The sequence below is a fragment of the Chryseobacterium edaphi genome (assembly GCF_025628985.1).
GTDB lineage: Bacteria > Bacteroidota > Bacteroidia > Flavobacteriales > Weeksellaceae > Chryseobacterium > Chryseobacterium edaphi.
In genome coordinates this window covers 1,232,284-1,256,407 of record NZ_JAOTEM010000001.1, presented here as the reverse complement: position 1 = coordinate 1,256,407, position 24,124 = coordinate 1,232,284, and the positions used below count along the sequence as shown (strand labels likewise).

Sequence of the window (24,124 nt, the reverse complement as noted above, 5' to 3'; positions counted from 1 at the left end):
TCTTTGGAAATCCCAATTCTCCATCAGGAAGTTCAAAACTATATTGATGCAAATCTAAATTCAGATCTGCATTCTTTACTATTAAAAAAATCACCGTTTTCTGATGTTTCCATGCAGGAAATCGTTCAGCAGATTAAAGGTAAACAGGTTGCACAGAAAAAATTTCCGTTTTTGTTAAAAGAAGGAATTGTTTTTCCACCGCAGCTTAGTCTTGAGCAATCTTCATCAGATAAAACAGCGGTTTACAAATCAAAAATTTTAAAGGGAAAGAAATTTATCGACCTTACAAGCGGTTTTGGAATCGATGCGTATTATCTTTCACAAAATTTTGATGAAATCACTCTGGTCGAACAAAATCCTGAACTTTTAAAAATTGTAGAACATAACTGGAAAATTTTAGGCAAAAGGGCAAAGTTTATCAATCAAAAACTGGAAGGTTTTCTTGATCAGAATTCCGAAACGTTTGATGTTATTTACCTTGATCCGGCGAGAAGAGACAATAATAAAAACAAAGTCTTTCTCTTAGAAGATTTGTCTCCAAATATTCTTGAAATTCAGGAAAAACTGCTTTCTATTTCGAAAGAAGTTGTGATTAAGCTTTCTCCACTTATTGATTTGAAATATCTAGTATCAGTTTTAAAAAATATTTCGAGAATTGATATTATTTCAGTTAAAAATGATGTGAAAGAAGTAGTTGTTTTTTTGACTAACGAAAATTCGGGAAAGATTAAATGTCACTGTACCAATTTGGAAAGTGATGAATCTGACCTTGTTTTTGAATATGGAAGTGAGGAAAATGCTCACTCAGAGTTCTCAGAACCTGAAAAGTTCATTTATATTCCGAATAATACAATTTTAAAAGCCGGCATTTTTAATTTAATCTCTGAAAAATTTAATCTTAAGAAACTTCATCCAAACACTCATATTTATACTTCTGAAAATAAAGTAAATGATTTTCCCGGAAGAACAATTGAAATGGAAGTGGTTGATGGTAAGCAGATTAAAAAGAAAGATCAATTTAATATTATTTCTAAAAACTATCCGTTAAAACCTGATGATATTAAGAAAAAATATGGTCTTAAAGATGGCGGAAACAACTACCTTATTTTTACACAATCCAAAAAAGGGAAAATAATATTAAAATCAGTATAAAAATGTTGCCGAAAAATGCAATATTTCTTACTTTTGGGCAATCAAAATTTTGACTTGAAATCGCTTTGTCTATTATTAATGAAGATTTAACGATTGCAAATGACTTTTAAAAATAAATAAATCATATGAAAAAATTAATTATATGTTTGGCCATCGCAACAGTTGCAGTAAGCTGTAAAAAAATTCAGGCAGGTGGAAACAAGAATACTTTGAAACTTGAAGAAGGTGTAGAAAGATATTCTGACGATCATCAAGGTGGTCACGAAGGTCACACAGCTGAACCTGCAAGTGAAGTTCCTGCTCATGGTGCTCACGAAACTGAAGCTCCTAACACAGACAGTGCAACAGCAAAACATGCTGATTCTGTAAAAACCGGACATTAATTTGCTCTCAAAATATAAATAAATCCTGTACTTGCTGCGGGATTTTTTTTGTTTTAAAACTGTCGTGAAGATAAAACAAAGTTTTTGTTTGTTGGAGCAGTCCAATTTTTTTAAATTTAGCCAAATTAATATTTACAATGCAAGAGACATTAAATTACATCAACGAAAACAAACTTCGTTTCGTAGATGAATTGTTTGAATTACTGAGAATTGCTTCTATTTCTGCTGATCCGGCTTATAAAAATGAGGTATTATTATGCGCTGATATAGTTGCAGAACACCTTAAAAATACAGGTGCAGACAATGTAGAAGTTTGCCAGACAAAAGGTTATCCTATCGTTTTCGGAGAAAAAATCATCGATAAAAATTTGCCAACGGTATTAGTTTATGGTCATTACGACGTTCAACCACCGGATCCTTTAGAGTTGTGGAGAAAACCACCTTTTGAACCTTATATTGAGAAAACTGAACTTCATCCGGAAGGAGCTATTTTTGCAAGAGGTTCTGCAGATGATAAAGGACAGTTTTTTATGCAGATCAAGGCTTTTGAAGCAATGATGAAAACCAATTCTCTTCCTTGTAATATTAAATTTATTTTTGAAGGTGAAGAAGAGGTAGGTTCTGTAAGTTTAGGTGACTTTGTGAATGAATTTAAAGAAAAATTATCTTGCGACTGCATTTTAATTTCTGATACGCATATTTACAGCAACGAACAACCGACTGTTACTACTGGTTTAAGAGGTTTAAGCTATGTAGAAGTTGAAGTAGAAGGACCAAACAGAGATTTACACTCAGGACTTTATGGAGGAGCAGTTCCGAATCCTATTCATGTGCTTTCAAGAATGATTGCAAAATTGATCGATGAAGACGGACAAATCACAATCGATGGGTTTTATGATAATGTAGAAGATGTTTCAGATGCAGACAGAGCAGACATGAATAAACTGAAAGATAATCCTGAAGAATTTAAAAAGTCAATTGGTTTAAATGATGTTGAAGGTGAAGCGGGTTATACCACTTTAGAAAGAACTTCAATCCGTCCGACATTGGATTGCAATGGAATTTGGGGTGGTTATACAGGTGAAGGTGCAAAAACCGTTATTCCTTCTAAAGCTTCTGCTAAAATTTCTATGCGTTTGGTTCCTTATCAGACACCAGAAGAAATTACAGAAAAGTTTACCAAATATTTTGAAAAGATAGCTCCGCATAATGTGAGAGTAAAAGTTACTCCGCACCACGGTGGTTTACCGTATGTTTTGCCAACAGATACCAAAGAATATTTAGCCGCTAAAAATGCAATGGAAACAGCTTTCGGAAAAGAAGTTCTTCCTTATAGAGGTGGAGGAAGTATACCAATCACTTCAATGTTTGAGCAGGTTTTAGGAGCAAAGTCTGTATTGATGGGATTTGGTCTTGATTCTGACGCAATTCATTCACCTAATGAGCATTATGGTTTATTTAATTTCTATAAAGGAATTGAAAGTATACCTTTGTTCTTTGAAAACTATTCAAAATAACGATAATAAGTCCTCAAGAAGTTTTTCTTGAGGATTTTTTTAATTTTAACAGTTTTTTTTTAGTTGATTTGTTAAACTTTATTATATTTACATTAAATAATTTAAAATTAATTTTATGAAAAAAGTTTTATCCTCTTTATTGCTAACAGCATCTGCTATAGCTTTTGGACAGGTTTTTAGTGCAGGTTTTGAAACTAATTATGGACCGATAACAAATTGGACATTGTATAATGTTGATGGTTTAACTCCTAATTCAACTGTAAGTTTTGTCAATGCTGCGTGGGTATCTTCAGCTGAAGAGGTAGGTAATAATGTAGCAATGTCTACATCTTATTATACTCCTGCTGGCATTTCAAATGACTGGATGGTTTCTCCTGCAATCACACTTCCTTCAGGTACAAACACTTTATATTGGCATGCGCGATCGTATGATGCAACATACAAGGAATCTTATAAAGTATATATTTCCACAACTGGGAATGCTGTTTCAAACTTTACAACACCAGCTCTTACAGTTAATGGTGAAGAAGCAACTTGGCAGAATAAAAGTATTGATTTAAGTTCTTATGCTGGACAGACTATTTATATAGCTTTTCAAAATTTTTCTAATGATGCATTCTTAGGAGCAATCGATAATGTTCACGTTCTGAATGGAACTTCACCGCAGCCAGGAAGAGTTATGACAACATCTAATGTAGGATTAACTTCAGCGAGGTTAAATTGGACAGCTGCTACTGGTGTGACAGGATATGACTATTCAAGAGGTGCTGTTGGTCATACACCGGCAGTGACTGGTAGTGTAACAGGAGCAACTACAAATTTTGCAGATATAAATAGTGGATTGTCTGCCAATTCAATGTATGAATATTATGTTAGAAGTAAAAATAATACTGTAAATGGAGCATGGATAGGACCGTATAGATTGTTTACTGCTCAAGCTCTTGGTGCTGGAACACCATATTCCTATGGTTTTGATAATACTTCTACTGGTTTTTATCAAAATGATGGATGGACAGGAGCTTGGTCTACGAATGCTACCGCAGGAAATCCACAAGCAGGGGCTCAAATGGTATTCTCAAATAATAGTACAACTGCTGCAACAAATAGATGGTTATTTTCAAAACCATTTAATTTATCGGCTGGAAATACATATACAGCAACATTTTATCTAAGAAATTTTGGTGGAGCTACACCTCCTGCGCAAAGTGTAAAGTTAACTGTTGGAAATGAGGCGACTAGTGCTGCTCAAACAAACACAGTCTGGACTTCTTCAACAGTAGCTAATACAACTTGGACACAATATACAGCAACTTTTACTCCAGCATCAACAGGGACATATTATTTTGGATTTAATCATTTTTCTCCTATTCAAGCATCTGCTGTTTCATTAGGATTAGATACATTTAATATTAGTGGGGTTTTAGGAGTAAATGATACTGAAGTTATAAAAAAAGGAATTTCTATATATCCTAATCCAGCTACTGATTTTGTTACAATAAAATCGGATTCTAAAATTAATAATGTAGAATTATTTGACGCAAGTGGAAGAAAAGTTTCTGTATACCTAAATGATAATAAAATTGATGTAAGAAGTTTAACTCCTGGAAGTTATCTAATAAATATAGAAACTAAGGATGGTATTTCTACTGAGAAATTTATCAAAAAATAAGAACTAATAAATCTTAATATATTTTAAAACGCTCCAATTGGAGCGTTTTTTTTAGTGGATTAATAAGGTTTGATTATATTTTCAAAGAACATTATGAAATTTTATATATAATTTGCTTTTAAAAATAAAATAATTAGAAATATAATTTTATATTTTTAATTATTTTAGACAAAATGTATATTTGTTATAAAATAAACGTTAACTTTAATCAAATTTAATTATTATGAAAAAATCACTACTATCTTTACTTCTTTTAGGTTCTATTTATGGACAGGCACAAATACTTCAGCAAGAAAATTTTGATGCACTTAATACAGCTACTGCGGTTGGTCAGTCTTCTCCGGCATTCGCAGTTCTTGGGGGGACAAATGCCGATTATTCCATTGTAACATCTGGAACAGGAAAAGCTTTACAGATTGCTGTCCCGAATACTGCAGGAGCGTCTAGATACATGTGGAAAAGTGGTTTAGCTGCAGCTTGGACAGCTAGAACTTCGGGTAATAATATATTTCAAGTACAATACGATTATTTTACAGGTGCTGCATCTACAAGCACTAATGGTGGTGGAATTGAAGTGATAAATGCTCCCGGAGCAGTTTTTATTGGATTGTCGGTAAACCAAGCTACAAAAGCAGTAAGAGGAGTATATACTACTGCCGCAGGTACAGATACAAGTACTGATGTTGGTACAGGAACAACTCCAGCAGTTGTTACATTGCCTGCTAATACGTGGGTCAGATTAGGGTTTGCATATAATGCTACAAATGGAACAGTTACATTCAAAGGTCCAGGTTTTTCAAAAGTTATAACTGGAACATTTATTACCACTCCTGACGAGATTGATTATGCTGCATACGATTGGTTGGGAACAAATGCAGTTGCTTCTACTCATTTAATTGATAACATGGTTTCTAACGCGGTAGCAACTGAAAATTTACTTTTAGCTACAAGTGATGTGGTTTTAAAAGAAAAAGGTATCAAAATATTTCCAAGTCCTGCAGTTGATTTCATTAATGTAGATTCAAAATCGAAAATTTTAAATGCCTACATTTATGATATGTCTGGAATCAGGAGAGATGCCAATTTGTCTAATAATAAAGTAGATGTGAGAGAACTATCAAGTGGAATTTATCTATTAGGTTTAAAAACAGAAGAAGGTTTAGTAACCAAAAAATTCATCAAAAAATAAAAACCAAAAATCTTAGTATATTTAAAACGCTCCAATCGGGGCGTTTTTGTTATTTTAGAGAAATAAATTTAATATTATGATTGAAAATAAAGTAGCCTACATCACCGGTGGAACAAAAGGAATTGGTTTTGGTGTTGCTAAAATTTTACTTGAAAACGGAATTGCAGTTGCATTTTCGGGAAGAAAACAAGAGGATGTAGAAAAAGCCGAAAAGGAACTGCGAAAATACTCTGAACAGGTTTTCGGAATTGTCTCCGATGTCAAAAGTTTAGAAAATGAGTTAGAAGCAGTTCAAAATATTGTAGAAAAATTCGGGAAATTAGATTTTGTTATTGCCAATGCAGGTTTGGGTATTTTCAAACCTGTTGACGAATTAACTTCTGAAGAATGGAATTCTATGATTGAAACGAACTTAACGGGAGTTTTTCATACTTTAAAAGCTTCAATAGAAGAATTAAAGAAAAGCGAAGGATACTATATCACCATTTCAAGTTTAGCGGGAGCAAATTTCTTTGAAAACGGAACAGGTTATAATGCTTCAAAATTCGGTGTCGTAGGTTTTACACAAGCTGCGATGATTGATTTGAGAAAATATAATATTAAATCTACCGTAATAATGCCTGGTTCTGTCGCAACGCATTTCAACGGAAACGAACCTTCCGAAAAAGATAATTGGAAAATTCAACCAGAAGATATGGGGAATTTAGTATTAGATATTTTAAAAATAAACCCACGAGTTTTGCCGAGCAAGATAGAGTTTAGAGCAACAAAACCAAAGAGTTAGAAACTTATAATGCGCTGAATAATAATTAAATAAGTATTATGCATGCATAATATATTTTTTATTTATATTTACAACACTTAACAAACAAAATTGCTTCTCTGATTTTATTGGACGCAGCAAAAAGAAAATATAGTATACATATGAAAATATTAGTTTGTATTAGTAGTGTTCCTGATACTACTTCTAAAATTAACTTTACAGCAGATAAATCTGCATTTGACAAAAACGGAATTCAGTGGGTGATCAATCCACTTGATGAATTTGCTTTAACAAAAGCAATCAAATTACAGGAATCTCAGGGAGCAACTGTAACAGTAATGAATGTTGGAGATGCAACTACAGAACCTGTGATCAGAAAAGCTTTGGCTATCGGAGCAAACGATGCGGTAAGAGTAAATCTAGATCCTAAAGACAGCTATTCTACAGCAAAAGAAATTGCATCTGTTGCTCAAAACGGAGGTTATGACTTAGTACTTTGCGGTAAAGAATCTATCGATTATAACGGAGGTTCAGTTCCGGGAATGGTTGCTCAGTTATTGAATCAACCTTTTGTAAACGCTTCAGTTGGTTTAGATGTAAACGGAAGCGAAGCAACTGCTGTAAGAGAGATTGAAGGTGGTAAAGAAACGATTTCAGTTAAACTTCCTGCTGTAATTGCTGGTCAGAAAGGTTTGGTTGATGAGAAAGATTTAATTATCCCAAATATGAGAGGAATTATGTCTGCAAGAACAAAACCTTTGCAGGTTGTTGAGCCTACTTCGTCTGAAGTGAAAGTTCAGGGAGTATCTTATGACTCAGTTCCGCCAAGAGCAGCGGTAAAAATGGTTTCTCCTGATAATTTAGATGAGCTGGTAAGATTACTTCACGAAGAAGCTAAAGTTATCTAATATAAGGCTATTGCTGAGTAAGAGGTTTAAATTTCTAAATCTTAGCCTAAACCAAAACCTTTAATTTAAAAATTTTAAAAAATGGCAGTATTCGTATACGCAGAAAATATAAACGGAGTTTACAAAAAAGCAGCTTTTGAAGCAGTTTCTTACGCTAAAGCAGTTGCAGATCAAGCTGGCGAAACAGTTACAGCAATCTCTGTAAACCCTACAGATTCTTCAGATTTATTGTATAAATATGGAGCAACAAACGTAATCAACATTAAAGACGAAGGTCTTAAAAATTTCTCCGCAAAAGCTTATGCTCAGGCTGTAAGTGAAGTTGCTGACGGAAATATTCTTGTTTTCCCTCACACTACAGATGCTTCTTCAGTAGCACCCATGTTGGCTGTGATGAAGAATTTCTCTTTAATTACAAATGTTTTGGAAGCACCGGAAAGCCAGTCTCCATTTCAGGTAAAAAGAAAAGCTTTTTCAGGAAAAGGATTTATGCATGCAAAAGCTGAAGGAGAAGGTGTAATTCTTACCGTTTCTCAGAATGCTTTTGGTGTAAAAGAAAATGCAGTTTCAGGTTCTGAAGAAGTGAAAAATCTTTCCGTAGCCAATGAAGATACAAAAGTGATTTCTCATGAGCAAAGTTCAGGGAAACTAGATCTTAAAGAAGCTGAAGTAGTAGTTTCTGCAGGTAGAGGAATGAAAGGTCCTGAGAACTGGGGAATGGTAGAAGATTTAGCTAATACTTTAGGTGCTGCTACAGCTTGTTCAAAACCGGTTTCAGATATCGGATGGAGACCTCACACAGAACACGTTGGACAAACAGGTAAGGCAATTTCTCCAAATTTATATATTGCAATCGGAATTTCAGGAGCTATTCAGCATTTGGCTGGTGTAAACTCTTCTAAAACAATTGTAGTAATCAACAGTGATGCGGAAGCTCCGTTCTTCAAATCTGCTGATTACGGTGTAGTTGGAGACGCTTTTCAGATTCTTCCTGCATTGAACGAGAAAATCAAAGCACTTAAAGGATAGGCAATTGTGAATTGTCAATTCGCTTTGCTTGTCAATTTTTAAAATTCACTTGCACAGCAAAATTGACTTATGAAATAAAATTTACTATTCACTTTATAACAATTCATAGATAAAAGCTCGGCTTCCGGGCTTTTATTTTTGTCTAAAAAGTAAAACCTACAATAAAAAATTAATTTATATTTGTAGTCATGGATTATAAACAGCTAATCATTCGCGGAATATCGTACAGCCAGACCCAATCGGGAGCTTACGCATTGTTATTGGAACATGAGGAAACACACATTAAATTACCTGTTGTTATAGGAAATTTCGAGGCACAATCCATTTCATTAGGCCTTGAAAAAGACATTCATCCGCCACGTCCACTTACTCACGATTTATTTACAAAATTTATAGTTTCTGCACAGTTTGAATTGGTATCTGTTATCATTTATCAGATTGTTGACGGAGTTTTCTTTTCAAATATCAATTTTAAAAATAAACTAAACGAAGAGGAGTTGATCCTGGATGCCAGAACTTCTGATGCCGTTGCGATGGCGGTAAGGTTTGATGCACCTATTTTTACTACTCAGCAAGTTTTGAATGAGGCAGGAATTCTTCTTGAATTAGAAGAAACCGCAAAAGAAGAGGAAGCTTTTTCCGAAACCATTCAAGATGAAGACAGTATGAAAAATGTTTCTATGGAAGAGCTTCAAAAGCTATTGGATGAAGCTGTGAAAGAAGAAGACTTTGATACTGCTCTTGAAATTCAGGAGGAGATCAAAAGAAGAAAAAAGAAAATTGATTAATAGAAATATTATAAATACACGATGAATTTAAAATTACGATTGACCATTCTTAGCTTTCTTCAGTTCTTTGTCTGGGGAGCGTGGCTTATTACTTTTGCCAATTATTGGTTTGGTACAATGCATTGGGGTGGTGAAGAATTTGGAGTTGTTTTTACAACTTTAGGAATAGCTTCCATTATCATGCCTGCAATCACCGGAATCATTGCTGACCGATGGATGAATGCCGAAAAATTGTATGGAATTTTACATTTGGGATATGCCATCACTTTACTTTATTTGCCGCAAGTAGATAATCCCACAACATTTTTTTGGGTGATGTTGGTTGCAATGCTTTTTTATATGCCAACAATTTCGCTTTCAAATTCTATTGCATATTATGTATTAAAGAATAATAATTTTGATGTAGTAAAAGTTTTTCCGCCAATTCGAGTTTGGGGAACTTTAGGCTTCATTGCAGCAATGTGGATTACCAATTTGACTGATAATAAAGCTTCAGCAAACCAATTCTATATTGCGGCGGCTTTCGCTGTGATTTTGGCTATTTACTCATTTACTTTACCTCCTTGTAAACCGCAAAGTCTTATCCCAAAAGATGCATCACTGGCTGAAAAATTAGGACTGAATGCTTTTAAACTTTTTGGAAATTCCAAATTGGCTTTGTTTTTCATATTTTCAATGTTTTTGGGAGCTGCTTTGCAGTTAACGAATATGTATGGAGACGTTTTCTTATCAGATTTTGGTAAAAATCCGGCTTATGCAGAGAGTTTTGTAGTGAAACGTTCTACATTGATTATGTCAATTTCACAGTTTTCTGAAACTGCATTTATCCTTGCAATTCCGTTTTTCTTAAAAAGATTTGGAATTAAAAATGTAATGTTGATTTCAATGTTTGCTTGGGTTTTACGTTTTGCATTCTTTGCTTATGGCGATCCTTACGGATTTGGACTTGGCTTAATCATACTTTCTTGCATCGTGTACGGAATGGCATTCGATTTTTTCAATGTGTCAGGTTCTCTTTTCGTGGAAACAACAACAGATTATAAAATTCGTTCTTCTGCACAGGGTTTATTTATGATGATGACCAATGGTTTTGGAGCTATAGCGGGAAGTTTCGGGAGCGGTTGGATTATTTCGAACTTCTTCACTTTAGAAAACGGAGATAAAATGTGGCACGAGATCTGGCTCATTTTCGCAGGTTATGCATTATTAATTACCATTTTGTTTGCTATTTTCTTCAAACATAAACACGATCCGGAAGCTATTGCTACTGTTAATCACTAATTTTAAATCACCGATTGTCAAAATATAAATTGCACTTTTGAAAAAAAGTGCAATTTTTTTTATTTTCGGGCAACCATTTCAAACTTTTGCCGTCTTATAGATAGAAACCGATACATGAAGAATTTAGAAGAGAATTTTAAACTTGCCAAAAAACAAGACCGGAGAGCCCAGAAAGCTCTTTACGAATTGTTTTCATCTAAAATGTTGGCAGTTGCAAATTCTTATACGAATAATATTCATGACGCTGAAGACATTTTATTGAATGCTTTTTTAAAATGTTTCAGTAAAATAGAAGATTGTAAAGAATGGAAGAGTTTTCCGTTTTGGCTGAGAAAGATTGTGGTAAACGATTCTATCACTTTTGTCAGGAAAAACAGAAATATTCTTTATTCAGATATTGAGATTGCTGATGATCTTGCAGACGATGAGATTGATGAGAGACTAAATGAAATTAATCTCGAAGAGATATTTTCTCAAATGCCTGAAGGATATAAACTGGTATTTAATCTTTATGTATTTGAAGACAAAAAGCATCAGGAAATTGCTGAAATTCTTAATATTTCAGATGGCACAAGCAAAAGCCAGTTGAGCAAAGCCAAAAAATGGATTGCTGATTATTTAAAAGCAAAAGAAAATGGACAAAAAAATACTGAAACAGCTAAAATCTGAGTACGAAGAGCTCGAAATAAAGCCTTCTGCAAACCTCTGGGATCAGATCGATGCAAATTTGGAAAAAGGGTCTGCATCACTTCCGAAATCATCTTTCTCTCTTAAATGGTGGAAATATGCAGCTGTTTTTTTATTACTGATTTCTTTGGGAACATTGATCTATTATAACAGAGATTTTAATACTGAAAAAACAGACTATATCGTAAAACAGAATCTTAAAAAGGAAGTATTAGAAACAGAGATTCATTCAGAAATAATTCCTCAAGGAGAAAATCCAATAGTAGAAACTGTTGCGAATAATTTCAAAGAAACGGATCTGAAAGTAAAACATAATAACAAAAATGATTTAGTACCACAAAAAGAAACTATCAAACCACAAATTTTAGAACCTGTAGAACCAAAAATTGCTATGAATCAACCAGAAAACATAATTGATCAACCTGCAATTGTTGAAAATAAGATGAATCCTGTAACCTTAGATAAAAAGAAAATCAGCTACATAAGCGCAAACGATCTTTTATTGGGAAGAGAACTTGACAAATCCCGTGAAAATGCTAATATGGACAGTAGAAATTTCGGTGTTATCCATCTTAATAAAGTGCTTCCTAATTTTGGTAATGTTACGGTTCTGGGAGTAAGTGTTTATGTAGATCCTAAATAAATTAATAAACTTTTCAAATAAAAAATACTGCTACAATAGTTTGCAGAAGTAAAATAATGTCTAAAAATAATTACTAAATATGAAAACTAAAATTGCCTTACTCGCTGCTGTTATTGCGTTTTCCTATGCAAATGCTCAGGAAAATCCTTATACTGACATCCATATGAGAAACTATTCCAAAAAAATTGATAGTATTATCGTCTCTGAAAAAGCTAAAATGAATACTGAGCTTGATAATTTAGATAAAACTTTTAAAGAGAATAAATTATCGGCAGAAGAAAAGCAGAAACAGAGAAATGAAGTTGCCACAAAATACGAGCAGATTATCAATGAAAAAGTTGATAACGAGAAAGGTAATTTAGAAAATGCTACCAAGGAAATGGTAAAAAGTTCTGTAATGGGAAAAGGAAAGGTTTTTGACCAGATCGGTTTTGCCCAGAATAATGCAATTCTTAGTTTTAAAGATCAAAAAAAGACTAAAAAAGAATTATTAAAGGAAAATGACTTAAATATATCTTTTGCTTTTGCAAATCTTACAAATTCTGCCGGTTCTCTGAATTTGGCAAACAGATCTGAGATCAAATTTGGAAAATCTTCATCGTACGTTATCGAATATCGTGCGACAAGACAATTTGGTTCGCTTACTTCTCCTGTGTTCTATAGAATCGGATTGGGTTTGAGAACTGATACTTATGGTTTAGATAATTCTAAAGTTTTCGTACAGCAGGACCGACAGATTTATCTTTCGGATTTTACTCAGGGGAATTTAAAAAAATCAAGAATTTCTAATTATTATGTGACTGTTCCTATTGATTTTGTTTTTGTTTTAAATCCTAAATATACTACTGAAAACGATGTGAGAATGTTGGATAATTCCAAAGGAAATTTCAGAGTTTCAGCCGGAGTTTATGGAGGCGTAAGATATTTAAGTCAAAATCAAATTATATACAAGAATTTTGAAGATCATAGAACAAGCTACAGAGAAAATATCGATGGATCTGTCAATAACTTCCTTTTAGGTGGTAAACTATCTCTCGGATATGGTGCGTTGAATATTTTCATAAAGAAAGATTTTACTTCGATTTTTAATGAAAATGCCAAAATAAATAACAAATATGGGATTCAGATTGGTTTAGAATTATTGTATATTAATTTTTAAGTATTCATCTGAATTTAAATTGTATTAAATAATAATTAATTTTTAATTAAATATTTTGTCAATATTAACAGTTAGTAATCAATTATTTGATTTTAAAACACACCTTCATTAAGTGTGTTTTTTTTTGTACTTTGGCTTTCTAAGAATCTTATAAAAAGATGAAAAATATACAGTTAGTTGGATTGATTTTGGTGATCGTTGGAAGTTTTCTTCCGCTCGTTCATGTTCCTGTTATCGGGAATTGGAATTACTGGAAAGTAGACCATTATCTGGCAATCGCTTGTTGGGTTTTCTCGGCAATTGCATTGTTTGGAATTATGAATGATAATTCGAAAATCGTTAAAACTTTTAGTATTTTACTACTTCTGTTGTTTCTGTTTACCATTTTTGCGACAAAATATCAAGCTTTTAGTTATTTCAGTTTTCTTCCTTTCAAATCATGGACAGAAACTTTAGCCGCAACAGTAAAGCTAAAATGGGGTTGGGCTGTAGAGTTTTTAGGAGCTATCATTATGTTATTTGCAACGAAGAAAAAAATATGAAAGCATACACAATTTTAGCAATCATATTCATTTTTTCTTCATCTAAAATGAAATCTCAGGAGCATTTTCTTCTTCCGGACAATCCCGCAAAATGTCATCTCATAAAAGAAGGGAAATTTATCAAAGAAGGAGATTCTGCTAAAAAATGGAATATCGTTATTAAAAAAGATTCGCAGCGAGAATATTTTAACAATAATAAAGATTACATCAAATATAAAATTGAATTTCTAGACAACTGTACTTATAAAGCAACAGTTACGGCAAAAACAGATGGAAAATATCCGATGAGAATAGGTGATGTAATAACCTACAAAGTTGTAGAAACAGATCATCAGTTCTTGAAAATAGAAACTGTAAACTATAATAAAACGGAAGAAATCATCCTTGAAAGAGTAGAATAAATTAAAATTAAATAAATAAAAAAATATGAAAGAAGTATTCATAGTTTCCGCAGTAAGAACGCCAATGGGAAGTTTTATGGGAAGCTTATCTACAGTTCCTGCTACAAAATTGGGATCAGCTGCCGTAAAAGGAGCGTTAGAAAAGATCAATCTTGATCCTAAAAACGTTCAGGAAATTTATATGGGTAACGTGTTACAGGCAGGTGAAGGACAGGCTCCGGCTCGTCAGGTTGCTTTGGGAGCTGGACTTTCAAACGAAACGCCGTCTACAACGATCAATAAAGTGTGCGCTTCAGGAATGAAAGCGGTAACAATGGCTGCACAGGCAATCAAAGCAGGTGACGCAGACGTTATCGTTGCAGGCGGTATGGAAAATATGTCTTCAGTTCCGCATTACTACAATGCAAGAAACGCTACAAAGTTAGGCGACGTAAAAATGCAGGATGGAATGGTTTTAGACGGTCTTACAGATGTTTACAACAAAGTTCATATGGGCGTTTGCGCAGAAAAATGTGCTGCAGATTACCATTTCACAAGAGAAGATCAGGATAATTTTGCAATCGAATCTTACAAAAGATCTGCAAAAGCTTGGAGCGAAGGGAAATTTTCTGAAGAGGTAGTTCCTGTTTCGATTCCGCAAAGAAAAGGAGATCCGATCATTTTTTCTGAAGATGAAGAGTACAAAGCAGTAAATTTCGACAGACTTCCTACACTTCCTACAGTTTTCAAAAAAGAAGACGGAACCGTTACAGCAGCGAATGCATCTACTTTAAATGACGGTGCTTCTGCATTGATTCTTGTTTCAAAAGAGAAAATGGAGGAATTAGGATTGAAGCCTTTAGCAAAGATTATTTCTTACGCAGATGCAGCTCAGGAGCCTGAAGACTTCACAACCGCACCTTCAAAAGCGTTACCAATTGCTCTTAAAAAAGCAGGTTTAGAGATTTCAGATATTGATTTCTTCGAATTCAACGAAGCATTTTCTGTAGTTGGTTTGGCAAACAATAAAATTTTAGGATTGGATGCTGCTAAAGTAAACGTAAACGGTGGTGCGGTAGCTTTGGGACACCCGCTTGGAAGTTCAGGCTCAAGAATCATCGTTACGCTGATCAATGTTTTAAAACAAAACAACGGAAAATACGGTGCTGCAGCTATCTGTAATGGTGGTGGCGGAGCTTCTGCTATTGTTATTGAAAATATGTAAGAAACTTATGAAAGCAAAATACGCCATAATAATCTTTTTGGTAGGCTTCCTTATTACATTATTTGGAGCTTGGCTGAAAATTACGCACTTTTCATTTGGACCGTTTAATGGCAATATTTGCTTAACAATAGGTTCAGTAATTCAAGGATTGGGTATTTTGCTGATTATCTTTAAAGTTCTGACGAATCAAAGATTTAAAGATTTTTTAAATAAATAAAATTTTTTACGATTAATATATAAGCCAAAAGCATACTTGTTTTTGGCTTTTGTTTTTAAGCTTTATAAAAGAATTGATCACTTTTATTATATCAATGGGAATGGGCTTTAGCCTATTTTGATAATGTATAAAGTCTGATTGGCTTTAGCCAAAACTTATAATAATGAGAACTGAATAAGCGCTAAATTTTCGGAAACGTACAACATATTAAAATGAATAAATATAAATGCTCCGTAGGAGCAAAACGTTTGTAGAATAATATCGATTTTACGGCTGAACTCCGTAGGAGCGACATCTTAAAACCCTACATTTTCCACCCAAAAATACATTCATTTAATTAAAAAAAATAAATGCTGAAATTCCTCCTTTAATTTCAAATATTGTTATGCCGTCGGAACTTCCGACAATCAAAACCAAAAGAGGATCACGCCGTCGGAACTTCCGACGATGAGAACCGAAACAGAGGGAAGCTGTCGGGAACTCCGACGAGGCAAACCTAAAGTGTTTTGAACCGTCGGGAATTCCGACGGAGAGAATCTAAACAAAGGGAGACTGTCGGAACTTCCGACGAAGTAATCCTAAAAAAGAGGGATATCTTTAAGTTCTGACGGACAAAAAAGAAATTAATATTAAATAAAAAGAACATCCATTATTAATTCTTATCTAAATATGAAAAATAACAAACAAAAAACAACCGAACATTCAACGGTTTTTCTATTTTTGTGCAACTAATTCGATTGAAAATGTCTGAAACTGAAATTCAACCAACAAATAATATCAAGAACAATCCAAAGATCATGAAAGCCTGGGCAGTATACGACTGGGCAAACTCTGTGTATTCTTTGGTGATAACTTCTGCAATTTTCCCTATCTACTACACAATTCTTACCACTGCATACAACAGAAAAGAATATGTAGCCGCAGCGAATGAAGTTCAGGAAATACCTGTGAGAAATATGATCAAAGTTTTCGGCGAGACCTACGAGCCGGAAGCTGTATTGAGTTTTTCGTATGCTATTTCATTTTTCCTGGTTGTTTTACTATCTCCGTTTTTGTCTTCATTGGCAGATACTATCGGGAATAAGAAATCCTTTTTACAGTTTTTCTGTTATCTGGGAGCAACATCTTGTATGGGATTAGCAATGTTTACAGGGATGGAAAATATATTTCTTGGGTTACTTTTCAGTATCACGGCAAGTGTGGGTTTTTGGGGAAGTTTGGTATTTTATAATTCATTTTTACCAGACATCGCAACACCCGAAAAACAGGATTCACTTTCTGCAAAGGGATATATTTACGGCTATTTAGGATCAGTCGTTTTATTGATTATCTGTTTGGTGTTGATTCAGGTTGTTGCTAAAGGTCCGGAACAAACAAATATTTATATAAGAGTAAGCTTTTTATTGACGGGAGCTTGGTGGTTTGGCTTTTCACAGTATACTTTCAAGCATTTACCTCAGTTTGGGGATGTTAAAGATAAATTGCCAAAAGATTTGGTATTATTAAACTATAAAAATATCTTCAAAAGACATGAAGAGCAAGGTGGTTTCTTTGAGGTTTTAAAAGATAATATCAGCTTTTATAAAGATATTGCTAAAGAAAGTTTCAGAGAATTATTCAGAGTGGGAAGCAAATTATTTGCTGATAAAAGCTTGAAATTCTTTTTATTAAGTTTCTTTTTCTACAGTGTCGGAATGCAGACTATTTTCCTGATGGCAGTTCCGTTTGGAAGTACAGATATATTCCCTAAACAGGCAGATAAATATAAATTGATTATCACCATTTTAGTGATACAGATCATTGCGATTTTCGGAGCATTCTTATTTTCAAGATTATCGAAAAAGATTGGAAACAAAAATGTAATTACCATCGCTGTTGTTATTTGGATTGCTTGTTGTATTTCAGCATTTTCTTTAAATAAGGAAAATCCTAACCTTCAATTACAGTTTTACGGTTTGGCAGGCTTGATTGGTTTGGTAATGGGTGGTTTGCAGGCGATGTCTAGATCTACCTATTCAAAGCTTTTACCTGAGAACTCAATGGAAAATACGACATATTTCAGTTTTTACGATGTACTTGAAAAAATTGCAATCATTTGTGGTATGCTTATTTTCAGTGTAATCATTCAGAAATTCGGAAATATGCAGTATGCGTTTATTGCGATGTCTACTTTTTTTGCAGCAGGAGCGATAATTATCAGATTCTTAAAAACAAAAGTGTAAAATCCTTAAAATGGCTTAAAATTTGTTAATATTGAGCAGAAAGCATTAACTTTGCACAAAGATTTAAACGCAAATGACAAATCCTTTATTTTACGCTAAAATTATCCTTTTCGGAGAATACGGAATGATCGAAGACTCTCAAGGTCTTGTAGTTCCTTACAGCTTCTATAAAGGCACATTGAAGTTCTCAGATTCTGATTCGGAATTCGAAAAAAAATCTAATCAACATTTACAAAAATATTCTGATTTTCTGGCTAATTTAGATTTACCAGAAAATTTCAGATTAGATGTTTCCCGTTTTAAAGATGATATCTCAAAGGGACTTTTCTTTGATTCAAACATTCCTCAAGGATATGGAGTAGGAAGTTCAGGAGCTTTGGTTGCGGCTATTTTTGAAAAATATTGCTTCACAAAACATGATCCTGAAAATATTTCTAAAGACGATCTGAAAAATATAAAAGCTATTTTTGGTGAAATGGAAAGTTATTTCCACGGTAAAAGTTCCGGAATGGATCCTTTGATCTGCTACATGAATTTACCGATTCTTATCGAAAATAAAGAGAATTTAGATAAAGTTGCCATTCCAAAAGGCGAGGAAGGAAAAGGTGCAATTTTCCTTATTGATTCAGGAATTACAGGAGAAACCGGACCGATGATTCAGATTTTCTTTGAAAAAATGAAGACTGAAGGTTTCCGTAAGACTTTGAAAGAAGAGTTTATCCGTTACAACAATGCTTGTATTGATTCTTTCCTTAAAAAAGATATGAATCCGTTCTTTAGAAACCTTAAAAAGCTTTCACATTGGGCTTATGAACATTTCCGTCCGATGATTCCTGAAAGCATTTTCAACATATGGAAAAAAGGATTAGATTCTAATGCTTATTATCTTAAACTTTGCGGAAGCGGAGGTGGTGGTTATATTTTAGGTTTCACCAAAGACTACGAAAAGGCTGAAAAAATGCTTGACGGTTTCCATAAAGAAGTGATTTACAGATTCTAAAAATACCGGGAATGAATTCTGAAAAAGAGACTTTCCAGGAAAAGAATTTTGTTTCCAAATCTCTGTTTTACAGACTTTCCCAATTTGTCGGTTTTCTTTTAGGAGCAAGGTTTTTTGTTGCAATTTTATTAACGTTTGCATTGTACGTTTCTACTTTTTTTCTGTTCAATCAGGAAGAATCTTTCAGGAATTTCGTGTTTGATTTTAAAGTTCATGGTATTATTTTCTGTACTGTTCTCTCAATTTTAGCAGGAGGAATTATCAACCAATTTTATGATTTCGAAAAAGATCATGTCGTAAAACCTTTTAGAACAAGGATTCAAAGTTTCATCAAACAAAAATATTTTCTGTATGCATATCTTGGTCTCACAGTAATTTCGTTGGGAGTTGCAAGCTTTATTTCATACAGAGTTTTGATATTCTTTATTGTTTACCAGTTCTTTATGTGGTTTTATAGCCATAAGATGAGCCGTATTTTAATTTTAAATAATCTGACGTTTGTAAGCCTTACTTTATATCCTTTCTTTGGAATGATGGTTTATTACGAGACTTTTTCAAAGAAAGTTCTTTTAATGGCAATCTTTTTATTTTTAATTCTTCTTTGCATTGATATTGTGAAAGATACATTGACAAAAAGAGCAGATAAAGTTTTTGGCTATAAAACGATTCCCAATTCATTTAAAGATAAAACTTCCAAATCTATTATTATTTTCCTGATTATTTTGACAATGGCAGTTTCAATGAAGCTGATCGCAAAAACGGGGATTTCGGGTTTTATGTCTTATTACTTTTCTGCGGGATTATTTGTGATGATTTTCTGTATTCATTTTCTTTTAAATTATTCTAAACGAAGTAAGTTTATCACAATCAATATATTACGCTTCTGGGTTTTCATTGGAATTATCGCAATGTTGCTGAATGGAATCGAAGGTAAATTGTAGAAAATATATTTTAATAACGTTATGGTTATTCTTACATTTGCCAAAATCAAAATTTAATAAAAAGAATGCCCATTTTCAACGATACTAAAGTTGCGTTTGCCGATAAGACAGATGCACAGTTAAGAAAAGCGTATTGGATGTTTAAAATGATCGAACAGCCCGCTTTGACAAGTCTTGGAACTTCTGTCCTTAATTTCACCGTTCATAATAATTTCCCATTCGTTACCGGAATTGTAAAAAAAACTTTGTTTGAACAATTCGTAGGCGGCGAAACTCGCGAAGAAAGCATGAAAGCGGTGAAGCAGCTTTTCAAAAGAGGTGTAGGAAGTATTTTCGATTATTCGATTGAAGGGAAAGAAGATGAAGAGACTTTTGATGGTGTTTGTCAGGAAATTAAAGATATTATTAAATTTTCTGTGGGAAATCCCGCAATTCCTTTTATTGTCTTTAAACCTACTGCTTTTGGAAGAATTGATCTGTACGAAGCTGTTGGAAAAAATGCAGAGCTGACTTCAAGCCAGAAAGAAGAATGGGCAAGAGTTGTAAAGAGATTTGATGAAGTATGCAAACTCTGTCACGAACACGATAAGAAAGTAATGATCGATGCAGAAGAATCCTGGATGCAGGATGCAGCAGATCAGCTTTGTGAAGAGATGATGGAAAAATATAATCAGGAAAAACCGATTGTCTGGAATACCATTCAAATGTACAGAACCCACCGTTTGGAGTACATGGAAGAAAATCTTCAGAGAGCGAGAGAAAAGAACTATTTCATTGGTTATAAGATCGTTCGTGGTGCTTATATGGAAAAGGAAAGAGCAAGAGCCGCAGAAAAAGGTTATGCAGATCCGATTCAGCCAAACAAAGAAGCTTCAGATAGAAATTACAATGCAGGAATTGATTTTATCTTAAATCACCTTGATAAAGTTTCTGCTTTCTTTGGAACTCACAATGAGGTCTCATCTGAACTGGTGATGGATAAAATGAAAGCGAAAGGTTTAGAAAACGACAATCCTCACATCTATTTCGGACAGCTTTATGGGATGAGTGATAACATCAGTTTCTATTTGTCTGATAAGGGTTATAATGTAGCTAAATATCTTCCATATGGACCTGTGAAAGATGTTGTTCCATATCTGACGAGAAGGGCTAGAGAAAATACTTCGGTTGCCGGACAAACCGGAAGAGAATTGGGTTTGATAAAAAAAGAACTTGATAGAAGAAGAAAATAATTTCTTTCTAAATATAAATTGAAGTCTGATCAGAAAATGGTCAGACTTTTTTATTTTATGGCTCAAAACTTTCAAATTTTCCGTTTTCGTAGAACAAAACAATACGTTTTATCTTATTGATTTGATTTTCAATAACTTGATTGGTAATTTGTTCATTCGTTTTTTCTAATCGCTGAGAATTGGATATTTTTTCTGTAGCTTTACTTTGATGCGAAATAGCAGATTCTCGCACGACCGAAATTTCTTCAGCTTTTTCTTCTTCGTTTCCAAAATCTTCATCATCATTCATCATTGTGAATAAATCGGGAAGCGAAGTCGGTTTCGTTTTTTCTTCTGAATTTTCACTCTCAGAAATATTCTCTGTTTCCAGTAAATCAGATTTAAGCATTTCGCCGTCACCATTGACCAACCAATCCCACAAAATTTCTGGAAATCTTGATTTTATCTTTATAATAAATTCTAGGGAAGGTTTATTTCTCCCGGAAGTAATATGTGAAATGGAAGAACGCTGCACATCGATCTCATCTGCAAATTCAGATGAACTCAACTTAGAGTATTCTATAACCTTTGAAATTCTCTCATTTAAACTCATAAAACAAGTTTTTAACCTTATTACAAATGTAAAAATAATGTTTACAATTGCAAAGTACAAACGTAAACAATGTTGATAAAATTGAATATACAAAAGTAAATTATATAATATTCTTACTATCAGTTTATTATGATATTTTTGTTGATGATATTTAAATTTTCCTATTATTTATAATTGATAACATCTACTAATATTACACTTAAAGTAAACCTCGAGATAAGGTTTTTAATTAAAAATTTTAATTAAAATTTTCGGGAATCTAGTTCTTAAATTCACTGCATAAGCCTCCTAGAAGTATTTTGCAACTGATATATCGTCTATGGAGTGGGAGAGAGGCTATATAGCTGGTTTTGTATGTTATTTCTTATATATACGTTATTATTTAAACTATATAAGTGCTACTAAGCCTTTATTAAAAGTAGTTTTAACAAAATATTATGACTAAGAATCTTATTAATTTTTATTACACTGATAAAATATTTACAACAGGTAATTAAAGCTCTTTATATGTTCAAAAAGTAATAGAATAATTAAAAAATCCAGCTATTTACATTTGTGTAAAGTTTAATTTTTTAACTGTATTCCACATTATACACGTTTAACATAATAACACTCATTTTCAGATATTTACACTTATTCACACTTAAAGCATATCTATTGTATTTCTTGAGTTAAAATTTATAAACTACTGAATTTAAATATTTTAAGCAAGATGAATTAAATTATTATCAATCCACAATTTAACTAACAGACTTTTTGGCAATTGACATTGTTTAATGAGATTACAAATGTGAATTTTATTTTATGATTAAAAAACATTATTTTTGACTCTTGTAAATTGAGTTTAGATGAATTTTGAACATTTGTATATCCAAAATCCCGATTTCCCAAATCGCTATATTTCTCCCGAAAAATTTTTTTCTTACCTACAGACCAATCTCAGTGATTATATTGTCGAGATAGGAAGATCTTATTTAAAAAAACCTATTTATAAATTGACAGTAGGAAACGGAGAGATGAAAGTTTTAGCATGGTCACAAATGCACGGGAATGAATCGAACGCCACTCATGCAATGCTCGATCTTTTAACAACGTTGGATAAAGTTCCTCAAATGAAAGATGAACTTTTCAGTCAGATAAGTTTAGATTTTATCTTTATATTAAATCCAGACGGTTCGGAAAGATGGACGAGACTTAATGCTATAGAAATTGATCTGAATAGAGATTTCTATAATGAAGCAAGTGTAGAAATTAAGTTTCTTAAAAAAATAGCTTTTGAGAAAAAATATGATTACGCTTTGAATCTTCATGAGCAACGCACGATTTTCACAACAGACGGAATTCATCCTGCAACACTCTCCTTTTTAGCTCCTTCAGAAAATGAGGAAAGAACCATTACAGAAAACAGAAAGAAATGTATGGCAGTAATTGGGCAGGTTTATGATCATTTAAAAGATTTGATTCCCAATCAGATCGGAAGATATACAGATGAGTTCTATCCCACTTCTACAGGCGATAATTTCATCAAAGCAGGAATGCCGACCATTTTATTTGAAGGTGGACATTTCATCGAGGATTATACAAGAAACGGAACCAGAAAATATTATACAATTGCTTTATATTACGCCTTAAAAGCAATCAGCGAATTGAAATCTGAAATTAAAGGTTGGGAAAAATATCTGGAAATTCCCGAAAATCAGGAAACGCATTATGATATTGTTTACAGAAATGTAAAGTTGAATACAGATCATGAATGTATTTTAGATATTGCCGTTCAGTACCGAGAAATTTTTGAGGAAGGAAAAGATGAAATATCATTTGTTCCTTTTGTAATGGAGGTTGGTAATGTTAGTAAAAGAAAGGGCTGGCTTGAAATCGACTGTACCGGAAAAAAGTTTATAAGCGAAACAAAATATCCTAAATTAGATGCTGAAGTCAATTTCAAAATAGAAGAATAAAAAAAGCGGAACAAATTTGTTCCGCTTTTCCTTTAAATTTTATCAATTATTAGTTGACAACTTTGATTCCGTTGGCTACAAATCTGATCTCTTCTTTTGGCTTTATAATCGCATCAATTTCTGCTTGAGGTTTTTTAGCATCTTCTGCGTAGTGCTTTTGTTCGTCGATAGAAGTTACTTTTCTTTCAGCGTTACCTTCCAAAACCACATTTTTACCTTTCAAAGCGGTTGGTACGAAAAACCCGTAGTCTTTCATTTTCACAAAAAACTGAGTATCATCTTCAGTTTGAATCGTTAACCAACAACCTTTTTTATCGCAAACGTCAACGACTTTTCCTTTGATGGCTACGTTTTCAACTTTTTTATTATCCTTCTTTAATTTTTTAGCAAGTTTATCAACAGTCATCGCTTTAGATTCTGATGAAGCTACAACTGATCCGTAAGTATCGCCCACGATTGCATTTCCTGCTGGAGGACCAGATTTTCTCTCTTCCTGTGCGAATGCTAACGAAGAAACACTTATTGCGACTAAAAATAATATGGATTTTAATTTCATTTTTAATATTTTTTCCAAAATTAATAATAAAATTTGAATTGCGAATGATCTTAAGGTTGATAAAAAACAGGTACTTCTCAAATTCAAAACA

24 protein-coding genes are annotated in these 24,124 nt (G+C 33.2%); 22 read left to right on the top strand and 2 right to left on the bottom strand.

The genetic code is table 11. From position 1 onward, the window contains the following. Window positions 1-3: 3 nt before the first annotated feature. The 21 genes from NZ698_RS05945 to NZ698_RS05845 all read left to right on the top strand — a co-directional run bounded on the left by NZ698_RS05945 (window position 4) and on the right by NZ698_RS05845 (window position 20,927). Window positions 4-1,152 carry a class I SAM-dependent methyltransferase gene (locus tag NZ698_RS05945; protein ID WP_263002162.1) on the top strand — a complete coding sequence of 383 codons (1,149 nt, stop codon included), beginning with the start codon at window positions 4-6 and terminating at the stop codon, window positions 1,150-1,152. A gap of 125 nt (window positions 1,153-1,277) precedes the next feature. Further along, window positions 1,278-1,535, top strand: coding sequence for a hypothetical protein (locus NZ698_RS05940; RefSeq protein ID WP_263002161.1), 258 nt, complete (start codon window positions 1,278-1,280; stop codon window positions 1,533-1,535). Between the two features lie 137 nt (window positions 1,536-1,672). Next, window positions 1,673-3,052 (top strand): dipeptidase, encoded by a 1,380-nt coding sequence (locus NZ698_RS05935; protein ID WP_263002160.1) that lies wholly within the window; start codon window positions 1,673-1,675, stop codon window positions 3,050-3,052. Between the two features lie 115 nt (window positions 3,053-3,167). After that, window positions 3,168-4,721, top strand: a complete 1,554-nt coding sequence (locus tag NZ698_RS05930; protein ID WP_263002159.1) for a T9SS-dependent choice-of-anchor J family protein — start codon at window positions 3,168-3,170, stop codon at window positions 4,719-4,721. 223 nt (window positions 4,722-4,944) lie between these two features. Beyond that, on the top strand, window positions 4,945-5,910 hold the full coding sequence (locus NZ698_RS05925) for a T9SS type A sorting domain-containing protein (protein WP_263002158.1): 966 nt from the start codon (window positions 4,945-4,947) through the stop codon (window positions 5,908-5,910). A gap of 76 nt (window positions 5,911-5,986) precedes the next feature. After that, on the top strand, window positions 5,987-6,694 hold the full coding sequence (locus tag NZ698_RS05920; protein ID WP_263002157.1) for an SDR family oxidoreductase: 708 nt from the start codon (window positions 5,987-5,989) through the stop codon (window positions 6,692-6,694). Between the two features lie 140 nt (window positions 6,695-6,834). Continuing rightward, on the top strand, window positions 6,835-7,581 hold the full coding sequence (locus NZ698_RS05915; RefSeq protein ID WP_263002156.1) for an electron transfer flavoprotein subunit beta/FixA family protein: 747 nt from the start codon (window positions 6,835-6,837) through the stop codon (window positions 7,579-7,581). 81 nt (window positions 7,582-7,662) lie between these two features. After that, window positions 7,663-8,610 (top strand): electron transfer flavoprotein subunit alpha/FixB family protein, encoded by a 948-nt coding sequence (locus NZ698_RS05910; protein WP_263002155.1) that lies wholly within the window; start codon window positions 7,663-7,665, stop codon window positions 8,608-8,610. Window positions 8,611-8,798: 188 nt separating this feature from the next. Next, the gene (locus NZ698_RS05905; RefSeq protein ID WP_263002154.1) at window positions 8,799-9,398 is read left to right on the top strand and encodes a bifunctional nuclease family protein; all 600 of its coding nucleotides are present in this window, start codon (window positions 8,799-8,801) and stop codon (window positions 9,396-9,398) included. 21 nt (window positions 9,399-9,419) lie between these two features. After that, entirely contained in the window at window positions 9,420-10,679 is a 1,260-nt protein-coding gene (locus tag NZ698_RS05900) for a nucleoside permease (protein ID WP_263002153.1), read from the top strand. A 114-nt stretch (window positions 10,680-10,793) separates the two neighbouring features. Beyond that, complete coding sequence (locus NZ698_RS05895) at window positions 10,794-11,348, top strand: RNA polymerase sigma factor (RefSeq protein WP_263002152.1); 555 nt, start codon at window positions 10,794-10,796, stop codon at window positions 11,346-11,348. Then, window positions 11,314-12,009 (top strand): hypothetical protein, encoded by a 696-nt coding sequence (locus NZ698_RS05890; RefSeq protein ID WP_263002151.1) that lies wholly within the window; start codon window positions 11,314-11,316, stop codon window positions 12,007-12,009. Before NZ698_RS05895 ends, NZ698_RS05890 begins: the two co-directional genes overlap by 35 nt. A 79-nt stretch (window positions 12,010-12,088) precedes the next feature. Continuing rightward, window positions 12,089-13,168: a hypothetical protein gene (locus NZ698_RS05885; RefSeq protein ID WP_263002150.1), complete on the top strand. Its 1,080-nt coding sequence runs from the start codon at window positions 12,089-12,091 to the stop codon at window positions 13,166-13,168. Window positions 13,169-13,326: 158 nt separating this feature from the next. Further along, window positions 13,327-13,710, top strand: coding sequence for a hypothetical protein (locus tag NZ698_RS05880; protein ID WP_263002149.1), 384 nt, complete (start codon window positions 13,327-13,329; stop codon window positions 13,708-13,710). Continuing rightward, window positions 13,707-14,111, top strand: a complete 405-nt coding sequence (locus NZ698_RS05875; RefSeq protein ID WP_263002148.1) for a hypothetical protein — start codon at window positions 13,707-13,709, stop codon at window positions 14,109-14,111. The genes NZ698_RS05880 and NZ698_RS05875 overlap by 4 nt, the downstream gene beginning before the upstream one ends. 25 nt (window positions 14,112-14,136) lie before the next feature. Continuing rightward, a complete protein-coding gene (locus tag NZ698_RS05870; protein WP_263002147.1) occupies window positions 14,137-15,315 on the top strand; it encodes an acetyl-CoA C-acyltransferase in 1,179 nt (392 codons plus the stop codon). A gap of 7 nt (window positions 15,316-15,322) precedes the next feature. Next, window positions 15,323-15,532, top strand: coding sequence for a gliding motility protein GldL (locus NZ698_RS05865; RefSeq protein WP_263002146.1), 210 nt, complete (start codon window positions 15,323-15,325; stop codon window positions 15,530-15,532). A 743-nt stretch (window positions 15,533-16,275) separates the two neighbouring features. After that, entirely contained in the window at window positions 16,276-17,754 is a 1,479-nt protein-coding gene (locus NZ698_RS05860; protein ID WP_263002145.1) for an MFS transporter, read from the top strand. A 73-nt stretch (window positions 17,755-17,827) separates the two neighbouring features. Beyond that, window positions 17,828-18,754, top strand: coding sequence for a mevalonate kinase family protein (locus NZ698_RS05855; protein ID WP_263002144.1), 927 nt, complete (start codon window positions 17,828-17,830; stop codon window positions 18,752-18,754). Between the two features lie 11 nt (window positions 18,755-18,765). Then, window positions 18,766-19,695, top strand: a complete 930-nt coding sequence (locus tag NZ698_RS05850) for a UbiA family prenyltransferase (protein WP_263002143.1) — start codon at window positions 18,766-18,768, stop codon at window positions 19,693-19,695. A gap of 65 nt (window positions 19,696-19,760) precedes the next feature. Further along, window positions 19,761-20,927 (top strand): proline dehydrogenase family protein, encoded by a 1,167-nt coding sequence (locus NZ698_RS05845; RefSeq protein ID WP_263002142.1) that lies wholly within the window; start codon window positions 19,761-19,763, stop codon window positions 20,925-20,927. 55 nt (window positions 20,928-20,982) lie between these two features. Here NZ698_RS05845 and NZ698_RS05840 read toward each other — a convergent pair whose 3' ends face one another. Next, a complete protein-coding gene (locus tag NZ698_RS05840; RefSeq protein ID WP_263002141.1) occupies window positions 20,983-21,519 on the bottom strand; it encodes a helix-turn-helix domain-containing protein in 537 nt (178 codons plus the stop codon). 848 nt (window positions 21,520-22,367) lie between these two features. Here NZ698_RS05840 and NZ698_RS05835 point away from each other — a divergent pair. Further along, on the top strand, window positions 22,368-23,477 hold the full coding sequence (locus tag NZ698_RS05835; RefSeq protein ID WP_263002140.1) for a M14 family zinc carboxypeptidase: 1,110 nt from the start codon (window positions 22,368-22,370) through the stop codon (window positions 23,475-23,477). 49 nt (window positions 23,478-23,526) lie between these two features. Here the strand turns inward: NZ698_RS05835 and NZ698_RS05830 are convergent, their stop codons facing one another. Further along, entirely contained in the window at window positions 23,527-24,033 is a 507-nt protein-coding gene (locus NZ698_RS05830; protein WP_263002139.1) for a DUF4920 domain-containing protein, read from the bottom strand. Between the last annotated feature and the right edge of the window lie 91 nt (window positions 24,034-24,124).